Consider the following 14570-nt stretch of genomic DNA (forward strand, 5'->3'; position numbering starts at 1 on the left):
GGCGCTGCCTAGCGTCAATCGTGTGATCGAACTACGTGAGCTGACGAAACGCTACGGCGACCGGGTCGCCGTGGACCGGCTGAGCGTCCGGGTGCAGCCGGGGGTGGTGACCGGCTTCCTCGGCCCGAACGGGTCCGGCAAGTCGACGACGATGCGGATGATCCTCGGCCTGGATGCCCCGGACCACGGCGAGGCACTGATCGGCGGCGTCCGGTACCCGGACCTGAACTGGCCGTTGAAGACGGTGGGCGCGCTCCTCGATGCCGGGGCGTTCCATCCCGGCCGCAGCGCCCGTGCGCACCTCACCGCGCTGGCCGCGAGCAACGACATCCCCGGTGCCCGGGTCGAGCAGGTGCTGCGCGCCGTCGGTCTGTCCGACGCGGCGACGCGCCGTGCCGGCACGTACTCGCTCGGCATGCGCCAGCGGCTCGGCGTCGCGGTGGCCCTGCTCGGCGACCCGGGCGTCCTCCTGCTCGACGAGCCGGTCAACGGACTGGATCCGGAGGGCATCCGCTGGATCCGGGACCTGCTGCGCGGGCTCGCCGCCGAAGGCCGGACGGTGTTCGTGTCCAGTCACCTGATCGCCGAGATGGCGCTGACCGCCGACCGGCTGGTGGTCATCGGCCGCGGCCGGCTGCTGGCCGAGACGACCGTCGCCGAACTCGCCGCCGGCGGCGACAGCCTGGAGGACGCGTTCTTCCGGCTCACCTCGGCGGCCACCGACTATCGCGGAGTGGGAGCGTCATGAACGGGTACGGATTCCGGCACGCGGCCCGGATGGAGCGGATCAAGCTGAGCAGCGTCCGGTCGACGTGGTGGCTGGCGGTCGCCGCGGTGGTCTCGATGGCGGCGGCCGGGACCGGGGTGGGACTCGGGTACCGATCGCACACGCCGGTCGCCACCGCCGCCCAGATCCTGAACAACAGCCTCGGCGGCGCCATCGTGGCCCAGCTGCTCCTCGGAGCGCTCGGCGTCCTCATGGTGACCGGCGAATACGGCACCGGGATGATCCGCTCCACGCTCGCCGCCGTCCCGCGGCGTCGGACCGTCCTGGCCGCGAAGGTCGCCGTGTGCGGCGGCGCGGCTCTCGCCGTCGGCCTGGTCGCGAGCTTCGCCGGCTATCTGGGCGGGCAGCTCGCGATCCGCGGCACCGCCATCCCGGCCGCCTCCCTGACCGACCCGGCGATCCTGCGCGCGGTCGTGCTGACCGGCGTGTACCTGGGCGTCACGGCGCTGATCGGGGTCGGCATCGGGGCGATCGTGCGGCACTCGGGCGCCGCCATCGGCACGCTGTTCGGTCTGATGTTCGTCCCGATGATCGTGGCCGGCCTGTTCGGCGAGAGCGGAATCGCGGTCGGGCGCTTCGTCCCGCTGTTGATGCTGCTCAACTCGATCGCGGTGACCTCGCCGGTGCCCGGGCTGTTCGCCGGCTGGATCAGCGCGCTGCTGATGTGCGGGTACGCGGCGGTGGCGATCCTGTGCGGCGGAGTGCTGCTCCGCCATCGCGACGCGTGAGCGGCGACAATGGGCTGGTGACCGCGCTGCGTGCTCCGTTCACCACACTGGCCCTGCGCCGGGCGGTGTTCTGCGTCGTCGGCGTGGTCAGTGCGGTCGCGATCCTGAGCGCACCGGCGATCGTGCCGGCCCTGGGAGCCCTCGTCCTCTGGGCCACCGGAGCCACAGCCGAGGAGCCCGCACCTGCCGTCGCACCGCTGTTCCTGGTCCTGCTTCCGCTCACCGTCGCGCTCCTGGTCGTGCTGGCCGCCCCGATCGGGCGCGCGATGGGCGCCGTGCACCGCTCGCTCGCCGACCGGCTGCTCGGCGTACAGGTGGACGCCCCGCCGCCGCGGCCCTCGAAGCGGATCAGCGCCGTGGTCGCCGACGGACCGGGCTGGCGCGCCGTCGGGTACGGCCTGCTCAAGGTGCCCCTGGCGATCCCCGAGGGCTACGGCGCGTTCTGCTACGTGTTCGGGGCGGTCAACCTCAGCTACCCGGTGTGGTGGCCGCTGTTCCGCAACCACCCGGCCGGAACGACCCTCGGCCCGGTGTGGGCGCTGACGCCGTTCGGCGCCATCGGCACGCGGACGTTCGCCGGAACGTTCCTCATCGCCGCGGCCGGCCTCGCCATGCTGCTGGTCGCACCGTGGCTGATGCGGGCCGGTACGGCACTGGACGTCGCCGCGATGCGACGGCTGCTCGGTCCGCGCCGGCTCGCCGAGCGGGTACGCGAACTGCAGGTCACCCGGGCCCGCGCGATCGACGACGCGGCCGCGATGATGCGCAGGCTGGAACGGGACCTGCACGACGGCGCGCAGATCCGGCTGGCCACGCTGGCGATGAACCTCGGCATGGCGACCGAGAAGCTCGGTGCCGACGGCCCGCCACCCGACCTCGCGCAGGCCCGCGAACTGGTCGCGCTCGCCCACCGCGGAGCGAAGGATGCCCTGGCCGACCTGCGCGACCTGGTGCGCGGGATCCACCCCCCGGTCCTCGACGGCGGTCTCGGCGACGCGCTGGCGACGCTCGCGACGAGCAGCGCCATCCCGGTCGCGGTGCATGTCGAGCTGCCCGACCGCCCCGCGCCCGCCATCGAGACCATCGCCTACTTCTGCGCCGCCGAGCTGCTCGCGAACGCGGCCAAACACAGCCGGGCGACCCGTGTCGGGCTCGGCGTCGTCCGATCCGGCGAGTGCCTGACGGTGACCGTCACGGACGACGGCGTCGGCGGGGCGGACCCGGACGGGCCCGGCCTGTCCGGCCTGGCCCGCCGCATCGCCGTCGTGGACGGCCGGATGCGTGTGCACAGCCCGACCGGCGGTCCGACCCGGGTCGAGATCGACCTGCCCCCACACCTGTGAACGGAGGCGACGACATGCGGGTGGTGATCGCGGAGGATGCCGCGATGATGCGCGAGGGGCTGGTCCGGCTGCTCACCGACCGCGGTTTCGAGGTGTGTGCGGCGGTGGCCGACGCCGACGCCTTGCGGTCCGCGACCGCCGCCACCGCACCGGATGTGGCCATCATCGACATCCGGATGCCGCCGACGCACACCGACGAGGGACTGCGCGCCGCCATCGACATCCGACGCGACCATCCCGACGTCGGTGTGCTGGTGTTCTCCCAGTACGTGGAGACCCGCTACGCGATCCGCCTGCTCGCCGACCGGCCGACCGGGGTCGGATACCTGCTCAAGGACCGGGTCGCCGACGTCGCCGATTTCGTGGACGCGTTGACCCGGGTGGCATCCGGTGGCACCGCGCTGGATCCCGAGGTGGTCGGCCACCTGATGCGGGCCGGGCAGGACACGGCCGGGGTGGCGTCGCTGACCCCCCGGGAGCGTGAGGTGCTCTCGCTGATGGCCGAGGGACGATCCAACGCCGGGATCGCGGCGGCTCTCGTCATCACCGCCGGAGTCGTGGAGAAGCACGTGGCGAACATCTTCGCGAAACTCGGCCTGCCGTCCTCGGACGGCGACAACCGCCGGGTCCTGGCCGTCCTCCGCCACGTCGGCGGCGGCTGATGTCCCGTCCTCGTGGTCAGCGGGTGTCGCTCCGCCGGGCGGAACGGCTGCGGCACCCGGAGACACCCCGCGCGGACGGGTGAAGGGCGCGCCCGGGCCGGCGGGCGGGTAACGTGCAGCGGCGTGACCGCCGCTCCGTACTCGCACTGCTCGTTCTGCGGCGTGGCCTACCCGGCGGAGGCCGGGTGGCCGCGCGTCTGCCCCACCTGCGGCGAGACGGTGTGGCGCAACCCGCTGCCCGTCGCGGTGGCCGTGCTGCCGGTGCGCACCCCGGAGGGCCTCGGCGTGGTGGTGGTCCGCCGGGACATCGAGCCGGCCCGCGGCCAGCTCGCCCTGCCGGGCGGCTTCATCGAGTACGGCGAGGAGTGGTCCGAGGCGCTGGTCCGCGAGCTGCGGGAGGAGACCGGCCTGCTCGCCGAGGCCGAGGAGGCGCGGCTGTTCGCGGTGCACGGGGCGCCGGCCGGCGGCACCATGATGGTCTTCGGCGTGCTGCCCGAACGACCGGTCGGTGACCTGCCCCCGTCGGCGCCCACCGAGGAGGCCACCGAGTGGCTGGTCCTCACCGAGCCGGTCAAGCTGGCGTTCTCCACGCACACCCGGGTGCTGGCCGACTTCCTCGCCGGCCAGCACGCCGACTGACCCGGGCCCGCACGCCGGCTGACCCCGGGCCCGCACACCGACTGCCCCCGGGCCCGCACGCCTGATGACTTCGGCCGGTACGCCGGCGGGCCCGGCGGCCGCGCTCAGCCCCGGGCCGCGGCTGGCACCGGCTGCGGCGTGAACGGCACGCTCGCCGGCACGTCCCCGGCCGGCTCGCCGGCCGGGTGTCGCCACAGGCCACGCCTGCGCAGGATCGGCAGCACCCCCTCGCCGAACCAGTACGCCTCCTCCAGGTGCGGGTGACCGGAGAGGATGAACTCGTCGATGCCGAGCGCGTGGTATTCGGCGATCCGGTCGGCCACCTCGGTGTGGCTGCCGACCAGGGCGGTGCCGGCGCCGCCACGGACCAGCCCCACCCCGGCCCACAGGTTCGGCGCGACCTCCAGGCCGTCGCGCGAGCCGCCGTGCAGGTCCAGCATCCGCCGCTGCCCCTCGGACTCGCTGCGCCGCAGCCCCTCCTGGACGGCCCGGATGTCGGCCTCGTCAATGCCGTCGAGCAGCCGGCGCGCCTGCGCCCAGGCCTCGTCGGCGGTGTCCCGGGTGATGACGTGCAGCCGGATGCCGAACCGCAGCTCCCGGCCCGCCTCGGCGGCCAGCCCCCGGATCCAGTCGAGCTTGCCGGCCACCTGCGCGGGCGGCTCGCCCCACGTCAGGTAGACGTCGCTGTGCCGGACGGCCACCGGGCCGGCGGCGGCGGACGACCCGCCGAAGTAGACCGGCGGCACCGGGTCGGGCAGCCGGCTCAGCCGGGCGCCCTCGACGCGCAGGTGCTCCCCCGCGTGGTCCACCGTCTCCCCGCGCCACAGCGCGCGGACCACGTGCAGAAACTCGTCGGTGCGCGCGTAGCGGGCGTCCTTGTCGAGGAAGTCGCCGTACGCCCGCTGCTCGGTGGACTCGCCGCCGGTGACCACGTTGAGCAGCAGCCGGCCGCCGGAGAGCCGCTGGAACGTCGACGCCATCTGGGCGGCCAGGGTCGGCGAGAGCAGCCCGGGGCGGAACGCGACGAGGAACTTCAACCGCTCGGTCACCTCGGTCAGCATGGCCGTGCTCAGCCAGGCGTCCTCGCACCACGCGCCGGTGGGGGTGAGCGCGCCCGCGAAGCCGAGCTGCTCGGCGCTGCGGGCGATCTGCCCGAGGTAGGCGACGCTGGCGGGCCGCGCGCCGCCGGCGGTGCCGACCGGCACACCGTGCCCGCCGCCCACGATGTCCCGGCTGTCGCCGTAGGTCGGCAGGAACCAGTGGAAGGTGAGCGGCATGGGAAACCTCCTGAGGGGTGGGACGACGGCGTCCACACCCTACCCATAAATCCTATCGGGTTGGTAGGTTGCTCGCGTCCACCGACGGCCGGGACATCCCCCTCTCCGAGGAGCTGCCATGCGTACCCCGTCGAGAACCGCCCGCCCCCGGCGGCGCCGCACCGTTGCCGCGCTGCTCACCACCCTGGCGCTGCTGGCCACCACGGCCCTGGCGGCCTGCGGCGGCGACGCGGCCGACGCCAGCGGCGGAGGCAGCGGCCCGCTGCGGATCGGCTACCAGCGGTTCGGCGGCCTCAGCCTGGTCAAGGCCCGGGCCGCCGCGCCGAACGTGACCTGGTCGCTGTTCGAGAGCGGCCCGGCGCTGACCGAGGCGCTCAAGGCCGGCTCGATCGACATCGGCCAGGTCGGCGAGGCGCCGCCGGTGTTCGCCGCCGCCGGGAAGATCCCGTTCGCCGTCATCGGCACCTCGGACCCCATCCCGCAGGGCGAGGCCGTGCTGGTCAAGGCCGGCAGCCCCTACCGGAGCTTCGCCGACCTGCGCGGGAAGACCGTGGCGCTCAACAAGGGCTCCAACGTGCACTGGCTGCTGGTCAAGCTGCTGGAGGCGAACCGGATGACCCTGAAGGACGTCAACGTGAAGTACCTGAAGCCCGCCGAGGGGCGGCCCGCGTTCGACAACGGGCAGGTCGACGCCTGGATCATCTGGGACCCGTACTTCGCCCTGGCCGAGCAGCCCGGCGTGCGGGTGCTCGCCGACGCCACCGGCCTGGCCGGCAACCGGGAGTACGTGCTGGCCGCGCCGGAGGCGGTGAAGAACCGGCCGGACGACGTCCGGGCCTTCCTGACCACGTACCGGCAGGTGACCGACTGGGGCATCAGCCACCCGACGGAGCGCGCCGCGACCCTCGCGCCCGAGCTGAAGATCCCGCTCGACGTCACCACCCGCGCGCTGGCCCGCAGCGCCCGGCCGCTCGCCCCGGTCACCCCCGAGATCGGCGCCGAACTCCAGGCCATCGCGGACAGCTTCGTCGAGCTGGAGCTGGTGCCCGGCCCGGTGGACATCGCCGGACGGGTGGACGGGCGGTTCAACGAGGTGCTCGGATGACCAGCCCGGCGCTCGCCGAGGCGCCGGCACCGGTCGTACCGGCCGGGCCGGCGCCGCGCCGGCGGCGGGACGGCGCGGCCCGGCGGTGGCGCCGACTCGTCAGCCCGCTCGTGCTGGTGCTCGGCTGGGAGGCGGCCGCCCGGGCCGGCCTGCTCGCCCCGGAGAAGCTGCCCGCCCCGAGCGCCGTCCTCGCCACCGGCTGGCGGCTGGCCCGGGACGGCACCCTCGCCGTGCACCTCGTCGACTCGCTCACCCGCGCCGCGCTCGGCCTGCTCATCGGCGGCGGCCTGGCCCTGGTGCTCGGTGCGGCCGCCGGACTGTTCCGCCTCGGTGACGACCTGGTCGACCCGCCGGTGCAGATGGCCCGCATGCTGCCCCACCTGGGCCTCGTCCCGCTGCTGATCATCTGGGTGGGTATCGGCGAGTCGTTGAAGATCACCCTGGTCGCGCTCGGCGCGTTCTTCCCGATCTACTTCAACACGTACGCCGGCATCCGGGACATCGACGAACGGCTGGTGGAGGCGGCGCGCACCTGCGGGCTCGGCCCGGCGGCCCGGCTGCGGCACGTGGTCCTCCCCGGCGCGCTGCCCGCCCTCTTCCTCGGGCTGCGGCTGGCCATCGGGGCGGCCTGGCTCAGCCTGGTCGTCGGCGAGCAAGTCAACGCCCAGACCGGCGTCGGCTTCCTCATGATGGAGGCCCGCGAGTTCAGCCAGACCGACGTGGTGGTGCTCGGCCTGCTCATCTACGCCGCGCTGGGCCTGCTCTCCGACCTCGCCCTCCGGTACGCCGAGAGGAGGACGCTGACATGGCGGCGCGGACTGCGGGCGACCTGACCCGGCCGGTGCTCACGGCCCGGGCGGTGGGCCGCGCGTTCGGTCCCACGGTGGTGCTGGCCGGCGTCGACCTCGCCATCGGCGCCGGGGAGACGGTGGCGCTGCTCGGCGGCAGCGGCTCCGGCAAGAGCACCCTGCTGCGCGTCCTCGCCGGCCTGGACGACGAGGCGACCGGCGCCCACGTCGTGCACGGCACCGCGGCCGTGGTGTTCCAGGAGCACCGGCTGCTGCCGTGGAAGCGGGTCGCCGACAACGTCGCCCTCGGGCTCGCCGGCCCGGACGTCGCGGCCCGGGTCGACCGCGCGCTGGCCGAGGTCGGCCTGGCCGACCGGGGCCGGGCCTGGCCGGCCGAACTCTCCGGCGGGCAGGCGCAGCGGGTGGCGGTGGCCCGGGCCCTGGTCCGGGAACCCGACCTGCTCCTGCTCGACGAACCGTTCGGCGCGCTGGACGCCCTGACCCGGCTGCGCATGCAGGGCCTGCTGCGCCGGCTGCGCGCCGAGCACGGCTTCGCCGCGCTGCTGGTCACCCACGACGTGGAGGAGGCGCTGCTGCTCGCCGACCGCGTCCTGCTCCTCGACGGGGGCGTCATCGCCGAGGAGATCCCCGTCGACCTCGGTCCCGCCCCCCGCCCCGACGACCCCGCCCTCGGCGCGCTGCGGCGGCGGCTGCTCGACCGCCTCGGCGTGCCCACCGCCTGACCCGACCTGCGCTGCCGTGGCGAAAAGTCCTACTGATTGGATAGGAGTGGCAGCGCCGCCCACTCTCCGGAGGTCACCCGTGTCCCACGCCGAAGCCGACCACGACACCCGCCGGAGCCGGCAGTGGCTCGCCGGGGAGGCCCGGGGCGCGGGCGTCGACCGCGACCGGCTGCTGGAACTGGGGGCGGCCATGGCCGCCCTGACCGCCGCCGCGGCCGAGCGCGAGCCGGTCGCGGTGGCGGCCGCGCCGGTCGGCGTCGATCCGGGTACGCCGATCGCCAAGCCACTGCCGTCGGAGCTGCTGCGCCCGCTGGACACCAACGCCGAGATGCGGTGGACGGCGCTGGCCGGGCAGGGGTACGTGGTGCCGAACGACCGGTTCTTCGTCCGCAACCACACCGAGACGCCCCGGCTGGACGCCGACACCTGGCGGCTGCGCCTCTTCGGCACCGGGCTGCGGGACGCGCCCACCCGGGACGCCCCGGTCGAGTTCAGCCTCGACGAGCTGCGCCGGCTGCCCGCCGAGGAGAGCGACGCGCTGCTCGAGTGCGCCGGCAACGGGCGGCGCTTCTTCACCGAGCAGCAGGGCGATCCGGCGCCGGGAGTGGCCTGGGGGTTGGGCGGGGTCGGCGTCGCGCGCTGGCGGGGCGTCCGGCTGGGCACCGTGCTGCGGCTGGCCGGGCTGCGGGACGACGCGGTCGACGTGATGCCCGAGGGGCTGGACCCGGACTACGTGACCGGCGGGATCAACCTCGGGCGCGTACGCCGCCCGCTGCCGATCGCCAAGGCCCTCGACGACGTGCTGCTGGCGTACGAGATGAACGGCGAGCCGCTCCCCGCCGACCACGGTTTCCCGGTCCGCGTCGTGGTGCCCGGCTGGATCGGCATCTCCTCGATCAAGTGGGTGGGCCCGGTGGAGGTCTCCACCACGCCCCTCTTCTCGCCGTGGAACACCCGGTTCTACCGGATGTTCGGCCCCGGGCACCCGGCCGGGGGCACGGTGCTGGGCGCCCAGCCGGTGAAGAGCGCGTTCGAGCTGGCCTGGGACGCCTGGGTGCCGGCGGGCGAGGAGGTGCTGCTGCGCGGCCGGTCGTGGTCGGGCAACGGCCCCATCGAGCGGGTCGAGGTGGACACGGGCGACGGCTGGCGCCCGGCCGACCTGGTGGCGGCCGACCGGGGCGGCGCCTGGCAGCGCTGGACGGCGCGCTGGCGACCCCCGGCGCCGGGCCCATTCACCCTCCGTGCCCGCGCCACCGACACCACGGGTGCGAGCCAACCCGACCGGACCGCCCCCAACACCCTCGCCTACCTCTTCGACGCGGTGGTCCACCACCCGGTGACGGCGCACTGACCCCACCCGGTCCCGCGCCCCGGCGCCCCGCGCGCCCCGCGCCGCGCGCCGCGCGCCGCGCGGTTGATCATGAAGTTATTGTCCCGACACGCCGTTGTCGGTGGTAATAACTTCATGATCAACGGGGTGGGGTGGGGGTGAGGTAGGCGGGTGGGACGGTGTCGGTGAGCCAGACGCCGTTGGCGCTGCGATAGAAGACGTAGCCGTTGTCGGACATCGCGGCGGCGTCGACGGCGAGGATCACCACGGTGTCCCTGCGGCGGGCGCCGACCCGGTGGGCGGTCTCCACGTCCGGGGAGAGGTGCACGTGGTGCCGGCGGCCCCGGTGCAGGCCCTCGGCGCGGATCGCGGGCAGGGCGGCCTCGCTGGTGCCGTGGAAGAGCCGCTCCGGCGGCATCGCCGGGGACAGGCCGAGGTCGACCGGGACGGAGTGGCCCTGGCTGGCCCGGATCCGGTCGACCCCGTCCGGGCCGCGTTCGACGGCGAAGCGTCGCTTGTCGTTGCCGGCCACCACGGCGTCCAGGTCGGCGCGGGTGATCCCCAGCGTGGCGAGCAGGTCGGCGACCGGCACCCAGCCGGCCCCGTCGAGCGCCAGGTGGAACCGGTCGGGGCGGTGGCGCAGCGCCAGCGACATCCGCTTGCTCACCCGGACCAGATCACGATGATCCACCCGGACAGTGTGACCCACCGGTCGGGGTGCCGGCGACGGATATCAGCGGGTGGCGCCCGACCCGCCGCTCACCATCAACCCCGCGGCGTCCACCACCTCGAAGTCGCTGCCGCGCAGGCCGCCGAGGGCGTGCAGGGCGTCGTTGTCCCAGCGCGGGTCGGGGGCGCCCGAGACGAACCAGGCCGAGCCGTGGTCGGCGACGATCAGCCCGTGGCGCTGCATCGCCTCGGCGACGATCCGGGCCTGCCGGGGCAGCCGGGACAGGTCCACCGAACGCTTGAGGCGCAGCCGCTGGCCGAGCTGCGGCAGCGCCGGGTCGGTGGCCGACGAGGCGGAGTGGGTGGCCGGCCAGGTCCAGCCGGTGCGGGTACGCGGCACGGTCACCCGCAGCGCGTGGTCGATGCGGCCGGCGGCCACCTCGTCGTAGCGGACCAGCCCGGCCAGGATGGACAGTCCCGCCGCGTCCGCGGACGTCCAGCCGGCCCGACGCAGCTTGTTGGACCGCAGGTCGAAGACGGCTCCCGAGCCGGCCCGCCAGCCGGCCCCGCTCCGGTGCGCGTCGAACAGCTCGTACGCCCGGCAGGCCGCCCGGTCCCAGACGATCACGTGCCGGTCGCCGGTGCCGTTCGGTCCGCCCTCGACCGCCGCGTCCGGCGGAACCGGGTACGGGCCCGGGTCGCTCTCGTCGGCGTACTCGAAGGTCACCGGGACCCGCCGCTGGCCGGCGGGGACGACGGTGACCGGGATGCCGATCGGCGCGCCCTCCCACCTGCCGGAGCCGAAGTCGGCGTGCACCGTGGCGCCGCCGCCGATCGCGCCGACCATCGCCGCGGAGCGCGGGTGCACGGGCAGTCGGGAGACGTCGGCGTGCCAGACGTTGTCCGCCGGGAAGACCTCGCACGGCCGGGCGCTCGGGCTCGGCCGGCCGCCGAGCCCGGCCCGCGCGGCCGGGACGGGCGACGGGGCGGCCGGCGGGGCCGGCGTCGCGGTGACCCCGCCGGCCGGCGTCGGCGCGGCGGCCCGCGAGGTGGCCGGCGGGCTCGCCTGGTCGGAGCAGCCGGCGGCGAGCAGGGCGAGCACGGCCGCGACGGCGGTGGCGCGGCGGACTGACAGGCGGGCCATTCCGCGCATCCTGCCCGAGGGCGGCTCCCGGCGGCAACCGGTCACCCCGGTCCACCGGCGGCCGTCCGGCGACCGCCGGCAGGGCGGCCCCCGTCGGATCGGGCGGTGCCCCCGGCGGTCAGGCGGCGGCGCGCTCGGCCGGGGGACGGCGCCGCAGTGCCGGGTCGGTGAGCGCGGGCGGGGACCAGACGCCGTCCGGCGGGTAGAGGTTCGTGCCGGGCGGGACGATCTCGTCGATCCGGTCCAGCACCGCGTCGTCGAGCGCGAGCGCCGCTCCCTTGAGCAGCCCCTCCAACTGCTCCATCGTGCGCGGTCCGACGATCGCCGAGGTGACCGCCGGGTGTGCCACGGTGAACGCGACGGCCAGCTCGGGCAGCGAGCAGCCGATCTCCTCGGCGAGCGCCACCAGTTGCTCGACGGCGGCGTACTTGGCGGCGTTGCCGGGCAGCGCCGGGTCGAACCGGGCCGGGGTGCGCGCCGGTCGGCCGGCGGTGAGGTCGACGGCTGTCCCCTGCCGGTAGCGCCCGGTGAGGAAACCGGAGGCGAGCGGGCTCCACACCAGCACGCCCATGCCGTACCGCTGGCAGACCGGAAGGACCGCGGTCTCGATCCCGCGGGCCAGGATCGAGTACGGCGGCTGCTCGGTGCGGAACCGGCCGAGCGCCCGCCGCTCCGCGACGTGCTGCGCCTCGACGATCTCCTCGGCCGGGAAGGTCGAGCAGCCGAACGCCCGGATCTTGCCGGCCCGGACCAGGTCGGTGAGCGCCCCGAGGGTCTCCTCGACGTCCGTGGCGCGGTCGGGCCGGTGCACCTGGTAGAGGTCGATCCAGTCGGTGCCGAGGCGGCGCAGGCTCTCCTCGACCGCGCGGACGATCCAGCGCCGCGAGTTCCCGCCCCGGTTGGGCCCCTCCCCCATCGGGAAGTGGAACTTGGTGGCCAGGACCACGTCGTCCCGCCGGCCCCGCAGCGCCTTGCCCACGATCACCTCCGACTCGCCCGCCGAGTACATGTCGGCGGTGTCGACGAAGTTGACGCCCCGGTCGAGGGCGGCGTGGACGATCCGGGCGCAGTCGTCGTGGTCGGGGTTGCCGACCGCGCCGAACATCATGGTGCCGAGACAGTGGACGCTGACCTCGATGCCGGTGCCGCCGAGGACGCGGTGACGCATGTGGGCTCCCTGGGGTGACGCCGCGCTGACCGGGCGGCGGGCCGGTGCGGTCACCGTAGGAGTTCGAGTGCACTGGAGGTCAACGCTCGGCAGCCGCCTCCCCGGCCTGCGCGAGGTAGCCGGCCGCCTGCAGCTCGAACAGCTCCCGGTAGAGGCCCTCCTGGGCCATCAGCTCGTCGTGGTCGCCCTGCTGGACGATCCGGCCGTGGTCCAGCACGAAGATCCGGTCGGCGTGCCGGACGTTGGCCAGCCGGTGGGTGATCAGCACGACGGCCCGGTCGGGGTGTCGCCGCAGGTGCTGGAAGAGGGCGTGCTCGGCCCGCGCGTCGAGGGCCGCCGAGGGCTCGTCGCAGATCAGCAGGCGGGCGTCCCGGTAGAGACCGCGGGCGGCCACGAGCCGTTGCCACTGCCCGCCGGAGAGGTCCTGGCCGTCCTTGAACTGCCGGTCCAGCAGGGTGTCGTACCCGAACGGCAGCTCGGTGATCATGTCGTGTGCGGCGGCGTCGCGGGCGGCGTCCTCGACCTGCGGGCCGGGCCGGTCGGCGGGCCGGTCGTGCCGGCCGATCCGGATGTTCTGCCGGGCGGTGAACGGGAACTTCCACCAGTCCTGGCTCATCACCGCCACCTGCGCGGCGGTCTGCCGCGGGTCCAGCTCGGCGGCGTCCACGCCGTCCCAGCGGATGACGCCGGAGGTGGGCCGGTAGAGGCCGGCGACGAGCTTGGCGAGGGTGGTCTTGCCGGAGCCGTTCTCCCCCACCAGCGCGATCACCTCGCCGCGCCGGACGGTGAGGCTGACCTCGTCCACGGCCGGCGCCTCCGTGTCGGGGTAGCGGAGGCTGACCCGGTCGAGCTCGATCCGGTCGAAGCCGTCGACGGGCCGCTCGCCGCCGGCCGGCACCCGGTGCCGCGCCCGGTCGAGGAAGTCCCGGTAGTCCTGGTAGTAGAGCGCGTCCTCGTAGAGCGAGTTGGTGGCGAACACCGCCATGCGCAGGCTGGATCGGGCGGACTGGAGCGCGAGCAGCGCGGTCGCCGCGGCGGCCAGCGCCACCACGCCGCCGAGCAGCAGGCCGCCCAGGACGGCGTAGACGCCGAACGCGGCGATCCCGGTCACCGACAGGCCGACCGCCCGGGTGACGCTCTGCGAGCGGGCCAGCCGCAGCTGCGCGCGGGTCTCCACGGTCATCATCCGGTGGTACTCGGCCAGCAGGAAGTCGCGCATCTGGTAGGAGCGGATCTCGGCGGCGGTGTGCCGGTCGGCCATCAGCCGGGCCAGCAGATACATCCGGCGGCGCCGGGTGATCCAGGCCAGCAGGGCGAGGTACTGCCGGCGGGCCATCTTCACCGCGGTGGCCGCCTCGGGCACGGCGGCGAGCAGCAGGCAGGGCAGCAGCACCGGCTGGATCACCGTCACCGCGGCGGCGGTGGCCAGCACGCCCACGAGGCCGGTGACCAGGTTGACGGTGTGGTCCACGATCGACGCCGCCTCGGCCATGCCGCGATCCCGGGCCCGGTCCATGTCCTCGGCGAAGCCGGCGTCGTCGAAGGCGGCCAGGTCGACCGCCGTGGTGGTCTCGAACAGCCGCAGCTCCACCTGGTAGTTGATCTGCGGGATGAGCCGGGCCTGCGCCCAGCCGGCGGCGACGGTCAGCGCGCCGCGCACGGTCACCGCGGCGGCCGCCAGCAGCAGGGCGGGCAGCGCCGCACGGATCCGGTCGGGCGTCGGGCCCGCGGCGAAGAGCTGCCGGAGCACCCCGGTGGTGGCGAGCAGGCCGAGTGTCGTAAGCATCCCGGCGGCGATGTTGAGCCCGATCGAGGCGATGGTGTCCCGGCGGCTGGTCGCCCAGGCCAGGCCGACGGCCTCGCGGACCAGCGCGGGCAGCCGGCGGGCCACCGCCCAGAAGCTGGTGTGGGCGAACTCGGTGGCCCGGTTCATCCAGTGCCCGTCCGCCAGCTCCGGCAGTGGCGACTCCTCCGCCGCCGCCTCGTCCTCGGACGGGTTTCGGGGGCCGATCACCGCCGACATGGGGCCTCCTCCGGTACGGTCAGCCCTCGGAGCTTACGGTCCGCTACAAGACGGTGTCTCCCCGTGTCCGGCGTGTCGAACAGGTGTCCCAAGCGCGTGTCGCCGGGGGTCCAGCGGGTGGGCGATGTCGGGTCGCGTCGCGCGTACCCGCCGTGGGTGGCAGG

Annotated in this window: 14 protein-coding genes; 9 read left to right on the forward strand and 5 right to left on the reverse strand. The window is 74.9% G+C overall.

The window, feature by feature from the left end; all coding sequences use genetic code 11:
- Positions 1 to 22 precede the first annotated feature (22 nt).
- The 5 genes from ABZ452_RS16625 to ABZ452_RS16645 all read left to right on the forward strand — a co-directional run bounded on the left by ABZ452_RS16625 (position 23) and on the right by ABZ452_RS16645 (position 4159).
- A complete protein-coding gene (locus ABZ452_RS16625; RefSeq protein ID WP_357943405.1) occupies positions 23 to 748 on the forward strand; it encodes an ATP-binding cassette domain-containing protein in 726 nt (241 codons plus the stop codon).
- Positions 745 to 1515, forward strand: coding sequence for an ABC transporter permease (locus ABZ452_RS16630; RefSeq protein ID WP_357943407.1), 771 nt, complete (start codon positions 745 to 747; stop codon positions 1513 to 1515). Before ABZ452_RS16625 ends, ABZ452_RS16630 begins: the two co-directional genes overlap by 4 nt.
- A gap of 17 nt (positions 1516 to 1532) precedes the next feature.
- A complete protein-coding gene (locus ABZ452_RS16635) occupies positions 1533 to 2858 on the forward strand; it encodes a sensor domain-containing protein (RefSeq protein ID WP_357943409.1) in 1326 nt (441 codons plus the stop codon).
- 14 nt (positions 2859 to 2872) lie between these two features.
- On the forward strand, positions 2873 to 3520 hold the full coding sequence (locus ABZ452_RS16640; RefSeq protein WP_357943411.1) for a response regulator transcription factor: 648 nt from the start codon (positions 2873 to 2875) through the stop codon (positions 3518 to 3520).
- A 123-nt stretch (positions 3521 to 3643) separates the two neighbouring features.
- The gene (locus tag ABZ452_RS16645; RefSeq protein ID WP_357943413.1) at positions 3644 to 4159 is read left to right on the forward strand and encodes an NUDIX domain-containing protein; all 516 of its coding nucleotides are present in this window, start codon (positions 3644 to 3646) and stop codon (positions 4157 to 4159) included.
- A 104-nt stretch (positions 4160 to 4263) separates the two neighbouring features.
- Here the strand turns inward: ABZ452_RS16645 and ABZ452_RS16650 are convergent, their stop codons facing one another.
- Positions 4264 to 5436, reverse strand: coding sequence for an LLM class flavin-dependent oxidoreductase (locus ABZ452_RS16650; protein WP_357943415.1), 1173 nt, complete (start codon positions 5434 to 5436; stop codon positions 4264 to 4266).
- A 118-nt stretch (positions 5437 to 5554) separates the two neighbouring features.
- Here ABZ452_RS16650 and ABZ452_RS16655 point away from each other — a divergent pair, with 118 nt between their 5' ends.
- From ABZ452_RS16655 to ABZ452_RS16670, 4 genes are all read left to right on the forward strand, one after another.
- On the forward strand, positions 5555 to 6541 hold the full coding sequence (locus ABZ452_RS16655; protein WP_357943417.1) for a sulfonate ABC transporter substrate-binding protein: 987 nt from the start codon (positions 5555 to 5557) through the stop codon (positions 6539 to 6541).
- Entirely contained in the window at positions 6538 to 7374 is an 837-nt protein-coding gene (locus ABZ452_RS16660) for an ABC transporter permease (protein WP_357943419.1), read from the forward strand. Before ABZ452_RS16655 ends, ABZ452_RS16660 begins: the two co-directional genes overlap by 4 nt.
- A complete protein-coding gene (locus ABZ452_RS16665; protein ID WP_357943421.1) occupies positions 7347 to 8072 on the forward strand; it encodes an ABC transporter ATP-binding protein in 726 nt (241 codons plus the stop codon). The genes ABZ452_RS16660 and ABZ452_RS16665 overlap by 28 nt, the downstream gene beginning before the upstream one ends.
- Before the next feature lie 79 nt (positions 8073 to 8151).
- Positions 8152 to 9423, forward strand: a complete 1272-nt coding sequence (locus tag ABZ452_RS16670; protein ID WP_357943423.1) for a sulfite oxidase — start codon at positions 8152 to 8154, stop codon at positions 9421 to 9423.
- 118 nt (positions 9424 to 9541) lie between these two features.
- On the opposite strand, the gene ABZ452_RS16675 is transcribed toward ABZ452_RS16670, so the two are convergent.
- From ABZ452_RS16675 to ABZ452_RS16690, 4 genes are all read right to left on the reverse strand, one after another.
- The gene (locus ABZ452_RS16675; RefSeq protein ID WP_357943425.1) at positions 9542 to 10093 is read right to left on the reverse strand and encodes an RNA 2'-phosphotransferase; all 552 of its coding nucleotides are present in this window, start codon (positions 10091 to 10093) and stop codon (positions 9542 to 9544) included.
- A 42-nt stretch (positions 10094 to 10135) separates the two neighbouring features.
- Positions 10136 to 11215 carry a hypothetical protein gene (locus ABZ452_RS16680; protein WP_357943427.1) on the reverse strand — a complete coding sequence of 360 codons (1080 nt, stop codon included), beginning with the start codon at positions 11213 to 11215 and terminating at the stop codon, positions 10136 to 10138.
- A 118-nt stretch (positions 11216 to 11333) separates the two neighbouring features.
- Positions 11334 to 12383, reverse strand: a complete 1050-nt coding sequence (locus tag ABZ452_RS16685) for an aldo/keto reductase (RefSeq protein WP_357943429.1) — start codon at positions 12381 to 12383, stop codon at positions 11334 to 11336.
- A gap of 79 nt (positions 12384 to 12462) precedes the next feature.
- Positions 12463 to 14406 (reverse strand): ABC transporter ATP-binding protein, encoded by a 1944-nt coding sequence (locus ABZ452_RS16690; protein WP_357943431.1) that lies wholly within the window; start codon positions 14404 to 14406, stop codon positions 12463 to 12465.
- Positions 14407 to 14570 lie beyond the last annotated feature (164 nt).

The organism is Micromonospora sp. NPDC005707 (genome assembly GCF_040631005.1).
In the GTDB taxonomy this organism is placed as follows: domain Bacteria; phylum Actinomycetota; class Actinomycetes; order Mycobacteriales; family Micromonosporaceae; genus Micromonospora.

Bases quoted from the DNA above. Each gene is read 5' to 3' on its own strand.
- ABZ452_RS16685 (WP_357943429.1), bottom strand. From the start codon at position 12,383: ATGCGTCACCGCGTCCTCGGCGGCACCGGCATCGAGGTCAGCGTCCAC.
- ABZ452_RS16655 (WP_357943417.1), top strand. From the start codon at position 5,555: ATGCGTACCCCGTCGAGAACCGCCCGCCCCCGGCGGCGCCGCACCGTT.
- ABZ452_RS16665 (WP_357943421.1), top strand. From the start codon at position 7,347: ATGGCGGCGCGGACTGCGGGCGACCTGACCCGGCCGGTGCTCACGGCC.
- ABZ452_RS16660 (WP_357943419.1), top strand. From the start codon at position 6,538: ATGACCAGCCCGGCGCTCGCCGAGGCGCCGGCACCGGTCGTACCGGCC.
- ABZ452_RS16690 (WP_357943431.1), bottom strand. From the start codon at position 14,406: ATGTCGGCGGTGATCGGCCCCCGAAACCCGTCCGAGGACGAGGCGGCG.
- ABZ452_RS16640 (WP_357943411.1), top strand. From the start codon at position 2,873: ATGCGGGTGGTGATCGCGGAGGATGCCGCGATGATGCGCGAGGGGCTG.
- ABZ452_RS16650 (WP_357943415.1), bottom strand. From the start codon at position 5,436: ATGCCGCTCACCTTCCACTGGTTCCTGCCGACCTACGGCGACAGCCGG.
- ABZ452_RS16630 (WP_357943407.1), top strand. From the start codon at position 745: ATGAACGGGTACGGATTCCGGCACGCGGCCCGGATGGAGCGGATCAAG.
- ABZ452_RS16680 (WP_357943427.1), bottom strand. From the start codon at position 11,215: ATGGCCCGCCTGTCAGTCCGCCGCGCCACCGCCGTCGCGGCCGTGCTC.